Raw genomic sequence first — 18,781 nt, 5'->3', positions numbered from 1 at the left:
AATTTGAAAAGATGATAGAGTACACTAAAAGATTATATATATATGCTATAACAGCAGGACTGTTGGCATTCTCATGTGAAAATGTGGATTTCGGCGAAACCAATGTTGACCCGGATTTGCCTATCACTCCGGTAAGTAGTGGATTACTTACCAATGCTCAATGGTATATAGGGGAGGCGGTGACCAAAACGGTAGGGGATATCTATGTACAACATATTTCCAATATCACCTATACCGGGGAGTCCAGGTATGATTCAAAAAACTGGGACTCAGATGATCTGTACGTAAATCCCCTTCTCAACCTTCAGACGATAATTAATCTTAATGAAGATGAAGAAACTGCGGAGGGGCAATCGGTTTACGGTTCTAATGGCAACCAGCTGGCAGTCGCTAAAATACTTAAAGCTTTTTTATTCCACCATGTTACCGACCGGTGGGGAATGATGCCTTATTCCGAAGCTCTCCAGGGATTAGAAAATACGCATCCGGTATTTGATAATCAGGAGGCCATTTACAAATCGTTGTTTGATGAACTTGACGAGGCAATCGCATTGATGGATGATGGGGATGGCCCAACGGGAGATGTTATTTTTAATGGAGAAATGGACAGATGGAAGCAATTTGCCAATACCCTCAAACTGGTCATGGCATTGCGACTGTCCAATGTTTATCCGGAACCCTCGGGTTATGCGGCAACCGAGTTTAAAGAGGCGATGGCAGGGGCCATATCCTCTGTTTCGGAAAACCTTTATTATACCTTTTTGTCCGATGACAACAATGATAATCCGTGGCAAGATAGATTCCAAACCAGGGAAGACTATGCTTTAAGCGATGTGTTTACAGACCGCTTACTTGCAGATGGAGATCCGAGAATAGCAGCGTATGCCGATTATACCCGTACCAGTGTACAGGACGAAGATCCACAGTATATAGGGATGCCTTATGGGTTAACGACTTCCAGCTACAAAGCATCCGATGTGTCCTTGTTGAACAGCAATATTATTTATGACGGTACTTTTCCCGGAATCATTTTTACCTATGCACAGGTTGCATTTTCTTATGCCGAAGCCGTAGAGCTCGGATGGATAAGCGGGGATGCTTCCCAGTATTATGAAGAAGCGATCCGGGCCTCATTTGAACAATGGGAAGTAGAAGGTGCGGACGATTATATTACATCTGTAAGTTTAAGTTCAGATACAAAAACCGCAGTACAGCAAATAGCTGAAGAAAAATGGAAGGCTCTTTACCTGCAAGGCTATGAGTCATGGGCAGAGTGGAGAAGGACCGGATATCCGGAATTAACTCCTGCAGCCGAACCTTTAAACGGAACGGATATCCCAGTGAGACATGGTTATGATCTGGACTTTTCCGGAACTAATGCTGAAAATTATGAAGCGGCGGTGCAAGCTCAAGGACAGGATGATCTCAACACCAGATTGTGGTGGGATGAGGCACATCCCATTACAGGAAAATAGTCTTTGAAATATTCTCAATATTTGTTTGAATTAGTTTTTGAAAGGTCGTCTTAGGACCATCTGGGACGGCCTGTTTTTTTTAATGACCTTCTTTTTTAAGCATAGGAAATGTATACTGTTTCTGGATTTTTTATAAAATGTGTAATCAATACCGTGTCCGGTAGTGAGAAGGAGTTACTCCTTTCAATTCCTTGAACTTCCGGTTGAAATTGGTAATGTTCTGAAACCCGCACATTTCCGAAATTATGGAAATAGATAGTTCCGGGTTGCGATAAAGTAGTTTACAGGCATGTTCGATCCGTATCTCAATTAAAAACTGGAAAAAGGTCTTATTCGTTCGTTTTTTAAAATACCTGCAAAAAGCATTTTTACTCATATTAGCCTTTTCCGCAACGGTATCCAGGGAAATTACTTCGTTAAAGTGCTCCATAGCATGTTCAAAAACCGCACTCATGCGTTTTCCTTCATCATCCGTATATTTTTTACGGTACACAAAAGAAGATAAGGGCTGCTTTTCGGAATCTATAATAATATGGATGATCTTTAAAAGAGATCCTATACGTTCTATTTTGCTTTCCTTTTTCAGTTTGTTAAAACGTTTGATGATCTTTTTCTGTCCGGAAAGGACTTTAATTCCGTATTCCGCCTCTTTAAAGAAAACCTGCGTATCCGTTAAGTCCGGGATGGTAAAAAAATCTTTTCCGAAGGACGTTTTGGTAAAAAAAAGAGTATACATTACAGATCGGGGAGAAGCCTGTAAATCACTGCGGAACACATGAGGAATATTTTCTCCTATGACCAGGATGTCATTTTTCTTGTAATGATTGATCGTATCACCGACAATAAGTGACCCGGCACCTTCAACGATGAGACTTATCTGGATCTCTTCATGCTGATGAAGCTGGTCATAGAAAGCAATTTCATGGTCTTCCTGGTAGACGAGCGCTTCCTGTTCGGGTTTCGGAATTTTAAAGGGGAGGACTTTCAAAACATTAATTTTTTGTAAATATTACTAAAAAATCACTTGGAAATCAATATTTGTGGTAATATAGTGTCAGGATATGCTAATAATCGCCCATACAGACTTTTTCATAACCTTTATTTTTGTTGAAAAATTAATTAAGATGACACTAAAATGGGAAGGCGTAATGCCAGCGGTAACAACAAAGTTTACTGACGACGACCAGTTAGATTTGGTCACTTTCAAGAAAAATATCGAAGCTCAATTAGCAGCGGGTGTAAGTGGTATTATACTTGGGGGAACTCTCGGAGAGGCCAGTACACTGACAGGTGACGAAAAAGAAACGCTTATAAAAGAAACACTGAAAATTGTAAACGGCAGCGTACCGGTAGTAATTAATATTGCCGAGCAAAGTACCAGAGAAGCTATCCAAGTAGCTCAAAAAGCAGAACAACTGGGGGCTAACGGACTCATGATCCTTCCTCCCATGCGTTACAAGGCAACAGACTACGAAACCGTGGTATATTTCAAGGAAATAGCAAAGAGTACCTCACTGCCTATAATGATCTACAATAACCCGGTAGATTACAAAATTGAAGTTACACTGGATATGTTTGAGGAACTTATAGAATTGGATAACATCCAGGCAGTAAAAGAATCTACCCGTGATATTACCAATGTTACCCGTTTCAAAAACCGTTTCGGAGATCGGTTAAAGATACTCGGTGGAGTAGATACATTGGCACTCGAAAGCTTAACGGCAGGTGCGGACGGATGGGTCGCCGGACTCGTGGATGCCTATCCGGCAGAAACGGTAGCTATTTACAAACTGGTAAAAGCCGGTAAACTGGATGAGGCTATAGCTATATACAGGTGGTTTATGCCGTTGCTGGAACTGGATATTTCTCCGCAACTGGTACAAAATATAAAATTGGCGGAGGTAGCCACAGGCATAGGAACGGAAAACGTACGGGCGCCGCGTTTGCCATTACAGGGAACAGAACGCGAAAGAGTTCTGGCTATCATTGACGAAGCCATGAAAACCCGTCCGGCATTACCGGATTATATGAATTTGTAACTATACTGATTACCCTCCGTATCCACCCTTTAGGGCAATGTCATTTAGTTCGTGTTATAATAGGCTGAAAAAGAAGTATGTTTAGAAAAGGACAAAAGGCTCCTCCCTTCATCCCGATGATTATCGGGAGAAGGGAGGTACCCGAGCGCAGCTAAGGGGGGAGGGTTTGAAATCTCGGACCATTGGTATAACCGTAAACACTGTGAATATATGCCAAGGTTCGGGCTGGTCAAAACTCCCCGTCCCGCAAAGCGGTCCACCCCTCTTCTCCCGATAATCATCGGGATGAAGAAGAGAGCTTTAAAAAAGGCCAAAAGACGAACAAATTGGCTTAACTAAATGACATTGCCCTTTAGGACTGAGGTCAAGGACGGAGGCTAAACGAGACAAGTTTGATCCATTACTGCTCCCGATCCCGATAACTATATCGGGATTATCGAGGGATAAAAAGTGTAAATGAATTTAATAACCCAAAAACAAGAAAGCTATGATTACAGGAAAAAATTACATAGGGGAAGAGCTTTCCGCATCAGGACAAGTAACCTACAAAACCATTAACCCGGAAACCAATTCGGAGAACGAAACCGTGTTTTACGAAGCTACAAATGAGGAAGTGGATAAAGCGGTTGCACTTGCCACCGAAGCTTTCCGTACGTATAAAAAGACCAGCGATGAGGACAAGGCGACTTTTCTGGAAGCCATCGCTACAGAGTTGGAAGCTTTAAAAGGCAGTCTTATAGATGTCTATAAACAGGAATCCGGTTTGCCGGATGGCCGTGCCAACGGAGAATTTGCACGTACAACGGGGCAACTAAGGGCTTTTGCCACCATGCTACGGGAAGGATCATGGGTAGAAGCCATTCTCAATGTTTCGGAAGGAAAGCCCGATCTTAGACGTATGCAGATCCCTTTGGGGCCTGTAGTGGTTTTCGGAGCAAGTAATTTTCCGTTTGCTTTCTCCACGGCCGGGGGAGACACGGCCAGTGCCCTGGCTGCGGGATGTCCTGTCCTCGTAAAGTCACATCCCTTACATGCGGGGACAGGAGAACTGGTTTCTTCGGCAATTATAAAAGCGGCAAAAAAAACAGGTATGCCGGATGGCGTTTTTTCCAATCTCAACAGTAAAGGGATCGAAGTCGGACAAATCCTGGTACAACATCCCCTGGTTAAAGCCGTAGGTTTTACAGGAAGCATAAAAGGAGGAACAGCGTTGTGCAAGCTGGCAGCAGAACGGGAAGAGCCTGTTCCGGTATATGCCGAAATGGGAAGTATCAATCCCGTGATTGTTCTTCCTTCCGCATTAAAAGAGAAGGCAGGATTCTGGGCCGAACAATACGCGGGGTCCATTACTGCCGGGACAGGGCAATTCTGTACAAACCCGGGATTGATCCTGGGAGTTAAAAGTGAAGCTTTCGATACTTTTATAGCGGACCTGGGTAAAGCGATTTCCGGAATCGCCCCTACCTGTATGTTACACCCTGGTATTAAAAAACAATACGATAAAAACAAAGAAACCGTATTGTCCCAGCCCGGTTTTCGGGGAGTAGCTTCCCCGGATGTGGAGGTAAAGGACAACTATGCCTTACAAAATGTGATCACTGTAGACGGCGATGTGTTTTTGAAAAACAAAACCTATCACCGGGAAGTATTCGGTCCGTTTTCGGTTATAGTGCAGTGTGAAGATGCGGCACAGCTTACGGAGGTCCTGGCAAATCTCGAAGGACAATTAACCGGTACCGTACTGAGCGAAGATGAAGCGGAATTACATGATTTTTCAGAAACGATCGAAGCGCTGAAGAGCCGTGTAGGGCGGTTGATCTTTAACGGGGTCCCTACCGGGGTGGATGTTTGTGCGGCAATGACACATGGTGGCCCGTTCCCGGCAACGTCCGACAGTAAATTTACTTCCGTAGGTCTCACCGCCGTGAAACGCTGGGTACGTCCTGTATCCTACCAGGACTGGCCGGACGCATTATTACCGAAGGCGTTACAAAACAGTAATCCTTTACAGATTTCAAGAACCATAAACGGAAAAGTGACTAAAAACGCTGTGTAGCCAATGGCGAGAAAAACCTTTTTTTGTGTAGATGCACATACCTGTGGCAACCCGGTGAGAGTGGTTGCCGGCGGTGGCCCCTTTTTAGAGGGAGTCACCATGAGTGCAAAACGTCAGCATTTTTTAAAAGAGTATGACTGGATCCGGAAAGGACTGATGTTCGAGCCCCGGGGTCATGACATGATGAGCGGAAGCATTTTGTTTCCGCCTGCCGACCCTCAGAATGATGTAGGAATACTTTTTATCGAAACCAGCGGATGCCTGCCCATGTGCGGACACGGTACCATTGGTACGGTAACGGTCATGATCGAAGAAGGACTGGTAATACCCAAAATTCCCGGGCAGTTGCGACTGGAAACCCCGGCGGGACTGGTAAAGGTAGTGTATCGGCAGGAAGGTAAAAAGGTGACTTCGGTACGGCTGACGAACATAAAATCATACCTGGCGGCCGAAAATATTACCGTGGAATGCCCGGACCTGGGAGAACTGACTGTAGATGTTTCCTATGGCGGGAATTATTATGCCATAGTAGAGGTTCAGGAAAATTTCAAAGGACTGGAACATTACCAGGCCAGTGAATTGATAACCTGGAGCAGGGTAATGCGCAGCCGCATCAATGCATCCGACTCTTTTGTACATCCCGAGGATCCTACGATCAACGGCCTGAGTCATATTCTATGGACCGGTGCTACGCTGAATGAGGAAAGTACCGCCAGGAATGCCGTCTTTTACGGGGATAAAGCCATAGACAGGTCGCCCTGTGGTACAGGTACGTCCGCGCGGATGGCCCAGTGGTATGCCAAAGGCAAGCTCAAAAAAGGAGATGAATTTATCCACGAAAGCATTATTGGCAGTAAATTCATAGGTCGTATTGAGGAAGAATCCGAACTGGCCGGTAAAAAAGCTATAATCCCCAGTATAGAGGGCTGGGCTAAAGTGACCGGGTATAATACGATTATCATAGATGACGAAGATGACCCTTATGCACATGGTTTCCAGGTACTATAACTAAACTTTAAGCCATTGAGAAAAACAATTATCATAGGAGGAGGGATAGCGGGACTTTGCTCCGCATACTACCTGGTTAAAGAGGGCTACCGGGTAACGGTGATAGACCGTGAAGATATTTCCGGCGGGGCCTCCTTTATCAATGCGGGGTATCTTACCCCGAGCCATATTATTTCCCTAGCCGCACCGGGTATGGTCACGAAGGGACTGAAATGGATGTTTAACAGTAAGAGCCCGCTTTACATAAAGCCCCGCCTGGATATTGATTTTATGAAGTGGGGACTCCTGTTTAAAAAATCCGCCACGGCGCAACGGGTAGAAGCTTCTATCCCGGTTATAAAAGAACTGAACCTGAAAAGCAGGGATCTCTACGATGCCATGCTCGATTCCCTCGATTTTGAATTCCATTACGGTCGTGACGGGGTATTAATGGTCTACACGGGAACCAAAGCGGAAGAAGAGGAACTGCACCTGGCCGAAAGAGCATTAAAAGAAGGGTTGGAAGCCAGATGCCTGAATAAAGAGGAACTGAAAACAATGCAACCGGTATTCTCCGATAATGTCCTCGGTGCGGTTTTGTATGAGTGCGACAGGCATATTACTCCGAATGAGTTTATGCAGAATCTGAAACAATGGCTTATGAATAAAGGTGTGGAGTTCCAATTACACCAGGAAGTTACCGACATGAAGATCTCCGGGAATAAAATTGCCGCGGTACAGACAAACAAAGGCAGCTATGAAGGGGATGAGGTTGTTCTCGCTGCCGGAAGCTGGACATTTCCCCTGGCAAAAAAACTAGGTCTTTACATTCCGGTTCAGGGAGGGAAAGGCTACAGTATGAATGTAAAACGCCATACCGGGATTACTCTTCCGGCCATCTTGACGGAAGCAAAGGTTGCCGTAACCCCTATGCACGGCTTTACCCGCTTTGCCGGAAGTATGGAATTTTCCGGTAATAACGATTTTATCCGCAAAGAACGGGTAGAGGCTGTTGCCGCTGCCGTAAAAAAATATTACAACGGGATTGAGATCAACGAAGAAGAAAAAGCCGGGGCGCTTTCCGGTTTGCGTCCTGTTTCTCCGGACGGATTGCCTTTTATCGGAAAAACGTCAAAGTATAAAAACCTTACCATAGCATCCGGGCATGCCATGATGGGATTCAGCCTGGGTCCCGTAACCGGTAAACTGGTCAAGCAACTTGTTGTCGGTGAAAAACGTCTTATGGATATAACACCGCTGCGACCGGAACGTTTTAAATAACAGGTATGGATTTACATCAGCGCTTCTGTGTTCTGTATATTGCGGGTTTGAGGGTATATTCTTGTTAAAAAGCATCAAAAATCATATTAAAATCACATACTTACGTGGTTTTATTCAAAATACCGGTTAATAAAGTATGAGTTTTGGTTAATATATACTTACAGAAACTTAATGATTATTTATAGGTTTATAAATAATTATTTTGTGATGAGAAAACGATTCAAATTAAGTGTTTTCTGGGCATTTTTCTCCCTGCTTCCTTCACTGTATGGCCAGGGAACCCTGGCGGAATATAAGAAATCGGTGGCTGTGGATACCCTGTTCAAAAATAAGGTTTATAATACCCCGGAACTTTTTCACTGGCAGGGCGATAGTTTGTGCTGGTATAAAAACAATACGGCGAAAGGAACGGAATATCTTTTGATTTCAACAAAAGATCTGGCACAACAAAAAGCTTTTGACCATCAGAAACTGGCTTTGGGACTGGAAAAACTTATCAGTGAAAAAGTAGAAGCAGATAGTTTGGGTATTGATAACCTCCAATTTGCGGAAGATTCATTTACCTTTCAGACCGATAGCCTGGAAATCAGCTGTGATCTTCCGGATTATAAACTCCGGCTGATAAAAGAACTTGAAAAAAAGGAAAAAGACGGGAGAAGATATTGGGGGAAACGTTTCGATGAATCCGAAAACAACCCGGTGATCTCACCGGACAGTGTCTACCTTGGCTTTATTAAAAATCACAATCTCTACATCAAAAACAGGAACACCGAAGAAGAAACCCGGTTGAGTTTTGACGGTTCCGGGGGTTTTTATTATTCTTCCCACATAGAATGGTCGCCGGACAGTAAAAAAATAATGGCTTATAAAGTCCGCCCAGGAGAAGAACATAAGATCTATTTTGTGAGATCTACGCCTGACGATCAATTTCAGCCCCGATTGGAATCCCGTGATTACCTCAAACCGGGCGATGAGCTACCTTTCCGCAGTCCGCAACTGTTTGATGTGGTATCCGGAAAACATACGCCCGTAGCTACCGACCTTTTTTCACAACAATACAGCCTGTCAAATTTTGCCTGGAAGGAAAACAGCAGCACTTTTACTTTCGAATATAATCAGCGCGGACACCAGGTTTACCGGGTTTTATCCGCAGATGCCAATACCGGGAAGGTAAGTACAATTATAGAAGAGACCAGTCCCACATTTATAGACTACAGCGGCAAAAAATACAGGCATGACAGTGATGACGGCAAGGAGATAATCTGGGCTTCAGAAAGGGATGGTTATAATCATTTGTACCTGTATGACGGACAAACAGGAAAAGTGAAAAACCAGGTAACCAGGGGAAACTGGCCGGTGAGAGAAGTTATTGAGGTAGACGAAGAAAACCGGCAGATCTACTTTACCGCAAGCGGAATGGATAAAAACCAGGACCCGTATCTATTGCATTATTGCCGTATCGATTTTGACGGAAAGAACTTCGTTCGCTTTACCAAAGAGAACGGTAACCACAAAGTCACATTTTCCCCGGGCCGTAAATTTTATATAGATCAGTATTCCAGGGTTGATGTGCCACCGGTAACGGTTTTGAAAAGTACGGATACTCAGAAAGAGGTTCTTCCTTTACAAAAAGCCGATGTTTCCGCCTTACTGGCAACCGGATGGAAAATGCCGGAGACTTTCACCGCCAAAGGGCGTGACGGAAAAACGGATATCTGGGGTATTATCGTAAGACCCACGACTTTCGACCCGGACAAAAATTATCCCGTTATAGAATATATCTACGCGGGCCCCCACGATTCCTTTGTGCCTAAAAGTTTCCGGTCCGTGTATTACGGGATGACCACCCTGGCAGAATTAGGATTTATAGTAGTGCAGATAGACGGCATGGGAACATCCAACCGCTCCAAAGCATTCCATGACGTATGCTGGAAAAACCTGAAAGATGCCGGTTTCCCGGACAGGAAATTATGGATAAAAGCCGCGGCAAAGAAATATCCCTATATCAACAGTGAAATGGTAGGCATTCACGGTACTTCGGCAGGAGGACAAAATGCCGGGGCGGCTGTGGTTTTTAATTCCGATTTCTATAAGGCTGCCGTAGCATCCTGCGGGTGCCACGATAACCGTATGGATAAAATATGGTGGAACGAACAATGGATGGGATATCCCGTAGGGCCGCATTACGCCGCCTGTTCCAATACCGAAAATGCAGCTTCCATGAACGGAAAACTTTTGTTGATGGTAGGAGAGGTAGATGACAATGTAGATCCGGCTTCAACCATGCAGTTTGCCGACGCCCTGATCAAGGCGGGGAAAGATTTCGAACTGGTGGTATTACCGGGGCAATCACATACTTCGGGAGGAGAATACGGAGATCGGAAAAGAAGGGACTTTTTTGTGAAAAACCTTTTGAAAGTAACCCCACCCTCCTGGAATAGCATATATGAATAAAAATCTCGTTGCAGCAAAGGAAATATTTTTAAAATTATGGTAGAAAACGATTTAATACATGACAAAAATCGCTTTTTGCATAATTTGACCGGAAAATCAGTTTGTCCCCGGCCATTTCGACTGTCCCGATATTTATCGGGATGCTCCCTTTAGGGCTGGGGTAACAATCCCGATCCCGATAATTATCGGGACTTTCGGGAGAGGAATTATCGAAATTCAATTTTTGTCATATACTAAAAGAAAACAATTAAAATATGAAGGTGTATACCACTATATTCATTCGGGTAATCCTGTTTGCTACTGTTTTGGCAGGGCACGTAGTAACGGTTCAGGCACAAAATGGCGACCAGATACTGGACGGGATCGGTGAGACCGGGATGATTGCACGTTACATGTTCAACGGAGATGGTAAAGACTGGTCGCGTAATAATTTACACAGCACTATTCACGGTCCCAGGGCAAAATTTGTCAGGGACGATAAATTCGGAAAAGTCCTGGCACTTCCCGGTGACGGCGAATCTTTTGTGTCGATTCCCGGCCAGACCTTAACGGGAATAGAGTCTCTCAGTATAACGGGATGGATTTACCTGTACTCCGACCAACCGGGCCAGCGATTTTTTGATTTCGGTAAAGACGCAGACATACATTTTTTTGCCGCACCTGCGGGAACTGAGAACAAGAAAGGTTTTCAGGCAGCCATTACGGCAGGAGCAGGCGATGAGAACGGACCGGTTTCACCGGCCGTAGGTACTGAGCGCTGGGAGCACCTTGCCGTAGTTATTGACGTCCCTTCAAAATCCATACGGACATATGTCAATGGCAAGCCAACAGGGGAAGCTAAGAAGATAGAATTGGATTTAGAAGAAGTATTCGATAAAGAGTCAGGTGAAAATAACCTGCTCTATATTGGAAAATCGCTGTTACCGGAAGATCCGTATCTTAATGCAAGTATACATGATTTCCGGATCTACCGTATTCCCCTGAGTGAAAAGCAGGTGGCCAGAATTCATTATAATGCGCTGAAAGGAGAGCACGAAGGTTCTGCGAAAATGGAGAAATCAGAAGACGATCTGCCGGAATTTTCTGAGACCGATCCTCAGCTATATAACGAATACTTGGTTAGCGTACCGGATGTAGAAGTGGAAACAGAAGAAGGATATTTGCCGCGATTACCACGTTACGTAGAAGGTACGTATAGAGATGAGATTGATGGACCCGAAGTACGTGTACTCTGGCCGGCGCCAACCGATAATGGCGATGTCCTTAAACCGGGCCGTTACACCGTAACCGGTCGTATTGCCGGTACAAATTTGCAGCCGAAGGCTGTGGTAACAGTAGAAAAGACCAAAGAATCAACTACACCCAACCGCACATTGGACGTCTTTGCACTGGACCAGGTTTCCCTAAGCGCCGATGCTCATGGACACGAAACCAAATTTATCGAGAATCGCGATAAATTTATAACCACGCTGGCCGAAACCGATCCCGATGCTTTTCTCTATATGTTCCGTAATGCCTTCGGACAGCAGCAACCTAAGGGGGCGAAACCTCTGGGAGTCTGGGACAGCCAGGAAACTAAATTACGCGGGCATGCAACAGGTCATTATCTTACGGCGATCGCGCAGGCTTATGCGGGCACGGGATATGATAAGACACTTCAGGCCAGTTTTGCTGATAAAATGGAGTATATGGTTAACACCCTCTACGAATTATCGCAAATGACCGGAAAGCCCGGCGAGGCGGGTATCGGACATGTATCCGATCCGTCAGCGGTGCCCCCGGGCTCCGGAAAATCAGGTTATGACTCCGATCTCAGCGAAGAAGGGATCCGTACCGATTACTGGAACTGGGGTGAAGGGTTTATCAGCGCTTATCCGCCCGATCAGTTTATTATGCTGGAAAACGGGGCTAAGTATGGGGGACAGAAAAACCAGGTTTGGGCACCTTACTATACGTTACATAAAATTCTGGCCGGATTGATGGATGTTTATGAAGTAAGCGGTAATGAAAAAGCCCTTGAAATCGTAAGAGGGATGAGTGATTGGGTATACGTTCGTCTTAGCCGTTTGCCCACGGAAACCCTCATAAGCATGTGGAATACCTACATAGCAGGTGAATTCGGAGGAATGAATGAGGCTATGGCACGTTTGTACCGCATTACCAAAGAACCACGTTACCTTAAAGCCGCTCAATTGTTCGATAATATCGATGTCTTTTTCGGAGACGCAGGGCATTCGCACGGACTCGCTAAAAATGTAGATTCCTTCCGCGGATTGCATGCCAATCAGCATATTCCACAGATCGTGGGAGCTATCGAAATGTATCGCGACTCAAATGCCTCCGAATATTACAGGGTGGCCGATAATTTCTGGTATAAAACCGTCAATGATTATATGTATAGCATCGGAGGTGTTGCAGGTGCGCGTAATCCTGCCAATGCCGAATGCTTTGTCAGTCAGCCGGCAACACTCTATGAAAACGGCTTCTCTTCCGGGGGACAGAATGAAACCTGTGCGACCTACAACATGTTAAAACTGACCCGAAACCTGTTTCTTTTCGATCAGCGGGCAGAGCTGATGGACTATTACGAACGTGGACTGTACAATCATATTCTGGCCTCCGTGGCCGAGGACAGCCCTGCCAATACCTATCATGTTCCGCTAAGACCGGGTGCGGTCAAACAGTTTGGAAATCCTCATATGACTGGCTTTACCTGCTGTAACGGTACGGCTATAGAGAGCAGTACCAAACTGCAAAATTCGATTTATTTTAAAAGTAAAGATAACCGTGCGCTATATGTAAATCTCTATGTGCCTTCCACTCTAAAGTGGACCGAACGTAATGTAACGGTAGAGCAAACAACTAATTTTCCCAAGGAAGACCACACCCGTTTAACAATAAAAGGCAGTGGGGAATTCGATATTCATGTACGTGTACCGAAATGGGCTACCAAAGGATTTTTCGTAAAGATCAACGGGAAAGAGCAAAAGATAGAGACTAAGCCCGGTAGCTATCTCAAACTAAGCCGTAAATGGAAAGACGGCGACACTGTAGAGTTGCAGATGCCATTCCGGTTTTACCTGGACCCGGTAATGGACCGGCAAAACATAGCCAGCCTGTTTTACGGACCGGTACTGCTGGCAGCCCAGGAGTCCGAACCGGGAAAGGAATGGCGAAAAGTGACCCTGGATGCAGAGGATATAGGTAAATCGATAAAAGGCGACCCCACGCAGTTGGAATTCACCATTGACGGTGTGATCTTTAAACCTTTTTATGAAACTTACGGACGTCATTCGGTTTACCTGGATGTTACGTTAAAGTAGACCCCGACAGCAGTCAGGGAAGACTTTCATATATTTATCAGGCAACATCGCGATGCCTGCGGATATATCAAAAACAATGAACAAGGATTTAGTACATGACAAAAATTGTTTTTACCAGGTTTCCCGGAAAATCAGTTTTACCCCTCCCGATAATTATCGGGACTAAAGGGAGCCTGATTTTCCTCGTCCCGATATTCATCGGGATGCTCCCTTTAGGGCTGGGGCTAACAATCCCGATCCCGATAATTATCGGGACTTTCGGGAGAGGAATTATCAAAATTCAATTTTTGCATGTACTAAAAAACAAGTATTATAATTTTTCAAATCTCATTAAACCTTTGCTATGAGAAAACTAGTAAGCACTCTTATTATTTTTATTTCCATCTGCAGTATCGCGCATGCCCATGAAATGATCGATGCTATAGACAGCTACGAGGCAGATAAGCGAACCTTAAATGCCACCTATACCATCGGGGAGTCCGGGGAGTATTACCAGCGGTTCAGTACGCTTTATCAAACCTGGAACAAAAAACTCGAAGCGATCGATTTCGATGCATTGTCGCAGGAAGGCAAAGCCGATTATATTATGCTGAAAAACCGTATTGGCAAAGAAGATTATCATTTGCAACTGGCATACAAGGCGTACAAAAAGGTGGCGGCCGTAGCGGATTTTGCCGGGGATCTCTATACTTTTATCCGGGAACGAAGACATGGTAAACGCCCCGACGCACAAACATTGGCCCGGCAGTTTACAACGGCTTCGCAGCAGGTAGATGAAAAAATGAAAACGCTGAACGAAACGCCTTTTGAAGACTGGGTGCAGGCCGATAAGGCTGCGGCAGTGGTGACGTCACTGCACCGGGCGCTGGAAGAGGCCTACAAATTTTACTATAGCTACGATCCGGAATTTACCTGGTGGATGGAAAAACCCTATGAGGAACTGGACGAGAAACTCTCGGCTTACGAAACTTTTTTAAAAGAGCATTATTCCGACAATAGCGTAAAAGACGACGGAAGCGGTATTATAGGAAAACCCATAGGGCGGGATGCGTTGTTGAAAGAACTGGCTTTTGAATTTATTCCCTATACTCCCGAGGAACTTATTGCTACCGCAGAAAAACAGTTTGATTGGTGTAAGGCCGAAATGATAAAAGCATCCCGCGAAATGGGGTACGGGGATGACTGGAAAGCGGCTTTCGAACATGTAAAAAACACATACGTTCCCGCAGGAGAGCAACCTCAGGCTATTAAGGATCTTTTTGATCATTCCGTAAAATTTATAGAAGAAAGGGATTTGATAACCCTTCCGGACCTGGCGAAGGAAACATGGCGTATGATCATGATGACCCCGGAACGACAGAAAGTAAACCCTTTTTTTACCGGGGGATGGGAAATCAGTATCTCCTATCCCACACAGGACATGTCTCAGGAAGATAAACTGATGAGCATGCGGGGAAACAACCCTAATTTTTCCTATGGCACCGTACAGCATGAGTTGCTACCCGGGCACAACCTACAGTTCTTTATGAATGCACGGCACAAAAGCTACCGGCGTGCGTTCAACACACCGTTCTGGATTGAAGGCTGGGCCTTGTACTGGGAGATCATTTTGTGGAATAAGGATTTTGCACAGACATCCGAACAGAAAATGGGAATGCTCTTCTGGCGTATCCATCGTTGTGCCCGTATCATTTTTTCCCTGAAATTCCAGCTTGGAGAAATGACCCCGCAGCAATGTATAGATATGCTGGTTGAAGAAGTCGGGCACGAATACGCCAATGCAGAAGCAGAAGTGAGAAGGTCCTTTGCTACCACGTATACGCCGCCTCTCTATCAGGTGGCTTATATGATCGGAGGGTTACAATTTTACGCGCTTCGAAAAGAAATGCTCGAAAAAGGATGGACAGAAAAGCAGTTCCACGACCGGGTGATAAAAGAAAACCGGATGCCCGTAGAAATTCTCAGGGCTGTTTTACAGGATAAGCCGTTGACAAAGAAGTTTTCGACAAAGTGGAAATTTTCTACGGATTTTAAATAGAAATATATGCAGGATCAAAGACGTTCTTGGAAAGTATTAAAGTACATTTTCGTTTCCCTTCTCCTTGTATTGCAAGGTTGCGGACAGAAAAAAGAACAAAGCGGGAAACCGGAAAAACGAAGCCGGGAAGAGCTTCGGGGGAGTATCACTCCGGAGCGAAGCTGGTGGGATGTACAGCGGTATGACATCGCCGTAACCCCCGATTTTGATGGCAAAAGCCTGGCAGGGAGCAACAAAATAACTTATAAAGTAGTCGAAAAGGACCATTCGGAGTATATGCAGATCGATTTGCAGTCTCCGCTGCAAATAGACAGTGTTATATACAATGACGATAAAAGCCTGTCCTTTACGAATGACGGAAACGTATGGTATATAAAAACCGGGAAACAACCGGAAAACCAGGAAAATTCCATAACCGTGTTCTATCATGGTAACCCCAGAGAAGCCGTCCGCGCTCCGTGGGACGGCGGGTGGACCTTTACCCGGGATTCCCTGGACCGTCCGTGGATGACGGTAACCTGCCAGGGACTGGGAGCTTCCGTTTGGTATCCTAATAAAGATCATCAGAGTGATGAGCCGGACAAAGGGGCATCATTAACCATGACCGTTCCGGAAGATTTGACCGCCGTAGCCAACGGAAGGTTGATCCAAAAAACATCCGACAAAGGAAAAACGACCTATTCCTGGGAAGTAAAGAACCCGATAAACAATTACAACATTATCCCCTACATAGGACATTATGTAAATTTCGGTGAAACCTATGAAGGGAAAAAGGGTAGTCTGGATATCGATTACTGGGTACTCGATTATAACCTCGAAAAAGCCAAAGCATACATGCCCGCGGAAGTACACAATATGTTACAAAGTTTCGAATACTGGTTCGGGCCGTACCCGTTTTACGAAGACGGTTACAAACTGGTAGAAACAGAACATACCGGTATGGAACACCAGTCGGCCATAGCGTATGGAAATCATTATAAACCCGGCTACCGCGGACGGGATGGTTCGGGTACCGGCCTGGGAATGAAGTGGGATTTTATCATCATACACGAAAGCGGTCACGAATGGTTCGGCAATAACATTACCAGCAATGACCTGGCGGATATGTATATACATGAGAGTTTTACCAACTACAGCGAAACCCTGTTTGTGGAGTCCATGTTCGGAAAAGAAGCCGGTAACCAATACAATTTCGGTATTCGTAAGGGTATTCAGAACGATACACCCATTATTCCCGAATACGGTATCAATGCCAAAGGAAGCGGGGACATGTACCCCAAAGGAGGGAATATGCTTCATACCGTAAGACATAGTATAGACAATGATTCGCTCTTTCGGGATATCCTTACCGGTTTGAACAGGACTTTCTATCATCAAACCGTAGACGGCACAGAAATACTCGGGTATATTTCACAAAAGGCAGGCTACGATTACAGCAAAGTATTCGAACAATACCTAACCACTACAGAGATACCGGAGCTGGAATTGTATTACGATGCCGGTAAAAAAGAGATGTATTACAAGTGGGGCAATAGTATAAAAGGATTTAATTTACCCCTATCTTTACGAAACAAAAAAGCAGACATTCGCATTATCCCGTCCGGGGAATGGCAAAGCATACCTGTCAATGAAGATCAACGCTCTTTATTTCTCCCCGAAGCCGTAGAAAAAATGTATTATATCGGGATAAAACAAGCGGATGCTTTACGATAATCCATAAAAGCAATTTATTTTTATGTTTTCAACACAGACGTATCAATCCAGAAGACAACAATTAAAAGAAGAAGTTCAACAGGGTATTTTGCTGTTTCCGGGTAACGGGGAAAGCGGGATGAACTATAAAGATAACTGGTATCCTTTCCGGCAGGACAGTACCTTTTTGTACTACACAGGGATCAACAATATACCCGATATTTATTTTGCTATCGATATTGATGAAGACCGGGAAATACTTTTCGGGGACGATCCTACCCCGGAAGAAATGGTATGGACGGGCGCCGTAGACCCATTGGAAGATTTTGCGCAGAAATCGGGCATTGCTGCGGTAAAACCTTTCAGGGAGCTCGCCGATTTTATCAGGGCGCAAAAACAAAAAGGCAGAACAATTCACTTTTTACCGCCCTATCGTGCCGAAACTACCGTACAACTCAGCGATTTGCTCAGTATTCCCGTAGGAGAAGTAGAGAAAAACAAGTCGGATGCCTTTATAAAAGCGGTGGTAAAACAGCGTTCGGTAAAGTCCGGTGAAGAGATAGAAGAAATAAACAAGGCTGTAAACATTACAGCAAAAATGCATACCTATGCTATCCGGAATGCTATCCCGGGCAAAACCGAAAAGGAGATAGCCGGGGATTTACAGGCCATAGCTATCGGTGGCGGGGGGAATATTTCCTTCCCGATCATCCTGACTAAAAACGGGCAGTACCTTCACAATCACGCTACACAGGCTGTGATACGGGAAGGCGATCTTATTTTGTGCGATTGTGGCGCTGAGACGGCTATGAACTATGCGGGTGATATGACCCGGACTTTCCCTGCCGGAAAAGCGTTTACATCTTTACAAAAAGAAGTGTATAATATCGTTCTTAATGCTCATAATTCGGCTATAGAGACCCTGAAGCCGGGGGTGCGCTTCAAAGATGTGCACTTGCTGGCCTGTACCAGGTTAACCGAAGGGCTTAAAGATATGGGATTGATGAAGGGCAGTACGGAAGAAGCTGTTGCAGCAGGGGCGCATACCCTGTTCTTTCAGTGCGGACTCGGCCACATGATGGGGATGGACGTACACGATATGGAGAACCTCGGTGAAGCCTATGTGGGTTATACGGATAACCTGAAAAAAAGTACGGAATTCGGACTCAAATCACTCCGGTTAGGAAAAGAACTGGAACCGGGCTATGTGCTTACCGTGGAACCGGGAATCTATTTTAACCCGTTTTTGATCGATGCCTGGAGGGCACAGAAAAAATATACGGATTTCGTCAATTATGATGAGGTTGAAAAATTTAAGAACTTCGGAGGGATCCGTGTTGAAGAAGACTTCGTGATTACCGATTCCGGCAGTAAACTCCTCGGGGAGCCCCTGGCCAAAACTCCCGAAGCGATAGAAGAACTCAAGAATTCATAAA

At 45.0% G+C, this 18,781-nt stretch carries 11 protein-coding genes; 10 read left to right on the top strand and 1 reads right to left on the bottom strand.

Annotation, left to right across the window (positions count from 1 at the left end):
* The first annotated feature begins 11 nt into the window (after positions 1-11).
* Positions 12-1,475, top strand: a complete 1,464-nt coding sequence (locus ACVBDY_RS01310; RefSeq protein ID WP_447173669.1) for a SusD/RagB family nutrient-binding outer membrane lipoprotein — start codon at positions 12-14, stop codon at positions 1,473-1,475.
* Positions 1,476-1,620: 145 nt separating this feature from the next.
* On the opposite strand, the gene ACVBDY_RS01305 is transcribed toward ACVBDY_RS01310, so the two are convergent.
* Positions 1,621-2,463, bottom strand: coding sequence for an AraC family transcriptional regulator (locus tag ACVBDY_RS01305; RefSeq protein WP_447173668.1), 843 nt, complete (start codon positions 2,461-2,463; stop codon positions 1,621-1,623).
* 136 nt (positions 2,464-2,599) lie between these two features.
* Here ACVBDY_RS01305 and ACVBDY_RS01300 point away from each other — a divergent pair, with 136 nt between their 5' ends.
* The 9 genes from ACVBDY_RS01300 (at position 2,600) to ACVBDY_RS01260 (ending at position 18,780) form a co-directional block, all read left to right on the top strand.
* A complete protein-coding gene (locus ACVBDY_RS01300) occupies positions 2,600-3,514 on the top strand; it encodes a dihydrodipicolinate synthase family protein (RefSeq protein ID WP_447173667.1) in 915 nt (304 codons plus the stop codon).
* Between the two features lie 487 nt (positions 3,515-4,001).
* Positions 4,002-5,570 carry an aldehyde dehydrogenase (NADP(+)) gene (locus ACVBDY_RS01295; RefSeq protein ID WP_447173666.1) on the top strand — a complete coding sequence of 523 codons (1,569 nt, stop codon included), beginning with the start codon at positions 4,002-4,004 and terminating at the stop codon, positions 5,568-5,570.
* Positions 5,571-5,573: 3 nt separating this feature from the next.
* Positions 5,574-6,578 carry a 4-hydroxyproline epimerase gene (locus ACVBDY_RS01290; RefSeq protein WP_447173665.1) on the top strand — a complete coding sequence of 335 codons (1,005 nt, stop codon included), beginning with the start codon at positions 5,574-5,576 and terminating at the stop codon, positions 6,576-6,578.
* A 15-nt stretch (positions 6,579-6,593) separates the two neighbouring features.
* Positions 6,594-7,838, top strand: a complete 1,245-nt coding sequence (locus ACVBDY_RS01285) for an NAD(P)/FAD-dependent oxidoreductase (RefSeq protein WP_447173664.1) — start codon at positions 6,594-6,596, stop codon at positions 7,836-7,838.
* A 207-nt stretch (positions 7,839-8,045) separates the two neighbouring features.
* Positions 8,046-10,292, top strand: coding sequence for a S9 family peptidase (locus ACVBDY_RS01280; RefSeq protein WP_447173663.1), 2,247 nt, complete (start codon positions 8,046-8,048; stop codon positions 10,290-10,292).
* A gap of 254 nt (positions 10,293-10,546) precedes the next feature.
* Positions 10,547-13,615, top strand: coding sequence for a beta-L-arabinofuranosidase domain-containing protein (locus ACVBDY_RS01275; RefSeq protein WP_447173662.1), 3,069 nt, complete (start codon positions 10,547-10,549; stop codon positions 13,613-13,615).
* 343 nt (positions 13,616-13,958) lie between these two features.
* Complete coding sequence (locus ACVBDY_RS01270; protein ID WP_447173661.1) at positions 13,959-15,653, top strand: DUF885 family protein; 1,695 nt, start codon at positions 13,959-13,961, stop codon at positions 15,651-15,653.
* Positions 15,654-15,659: 6 nt separating this feature from the next.
* On the top strand, positions 15,660-17,366 hold the full coding sequence (locus ACVBDY_RS01265) for a M1 family metallopeptidase (protein WP_447173660.1): 1,707 nt from the start codon (positions 15,660-15,662) through the stop codon (positions 17,364-17,366).
* Between the two features lie 22 nt (positions 17,367-17,388).
* The gene (locus ACVBDY_RS01260; protein ID WP_447173659.1) at positions 17,389-18,780 is read left to right on the top strand and encodes an aminopeptidase P family protein; all 1,392 of its coding nucleotides are present in this window, start codon (positions 17,389-17,391) and stop codon (positions 18,778-18,780) included.
* Position 18,781: the final 1 nt, after the last annotated feature.

The sequence above is a fragment of the Sinomicrobium halophytocola genome, assembly GCF_052983395.1.
The sequence above is the reverse complement of the archived record's forward strand: the minus strand, read 5'-3'. Positions and strand labels throughout refer to the sequence as shown.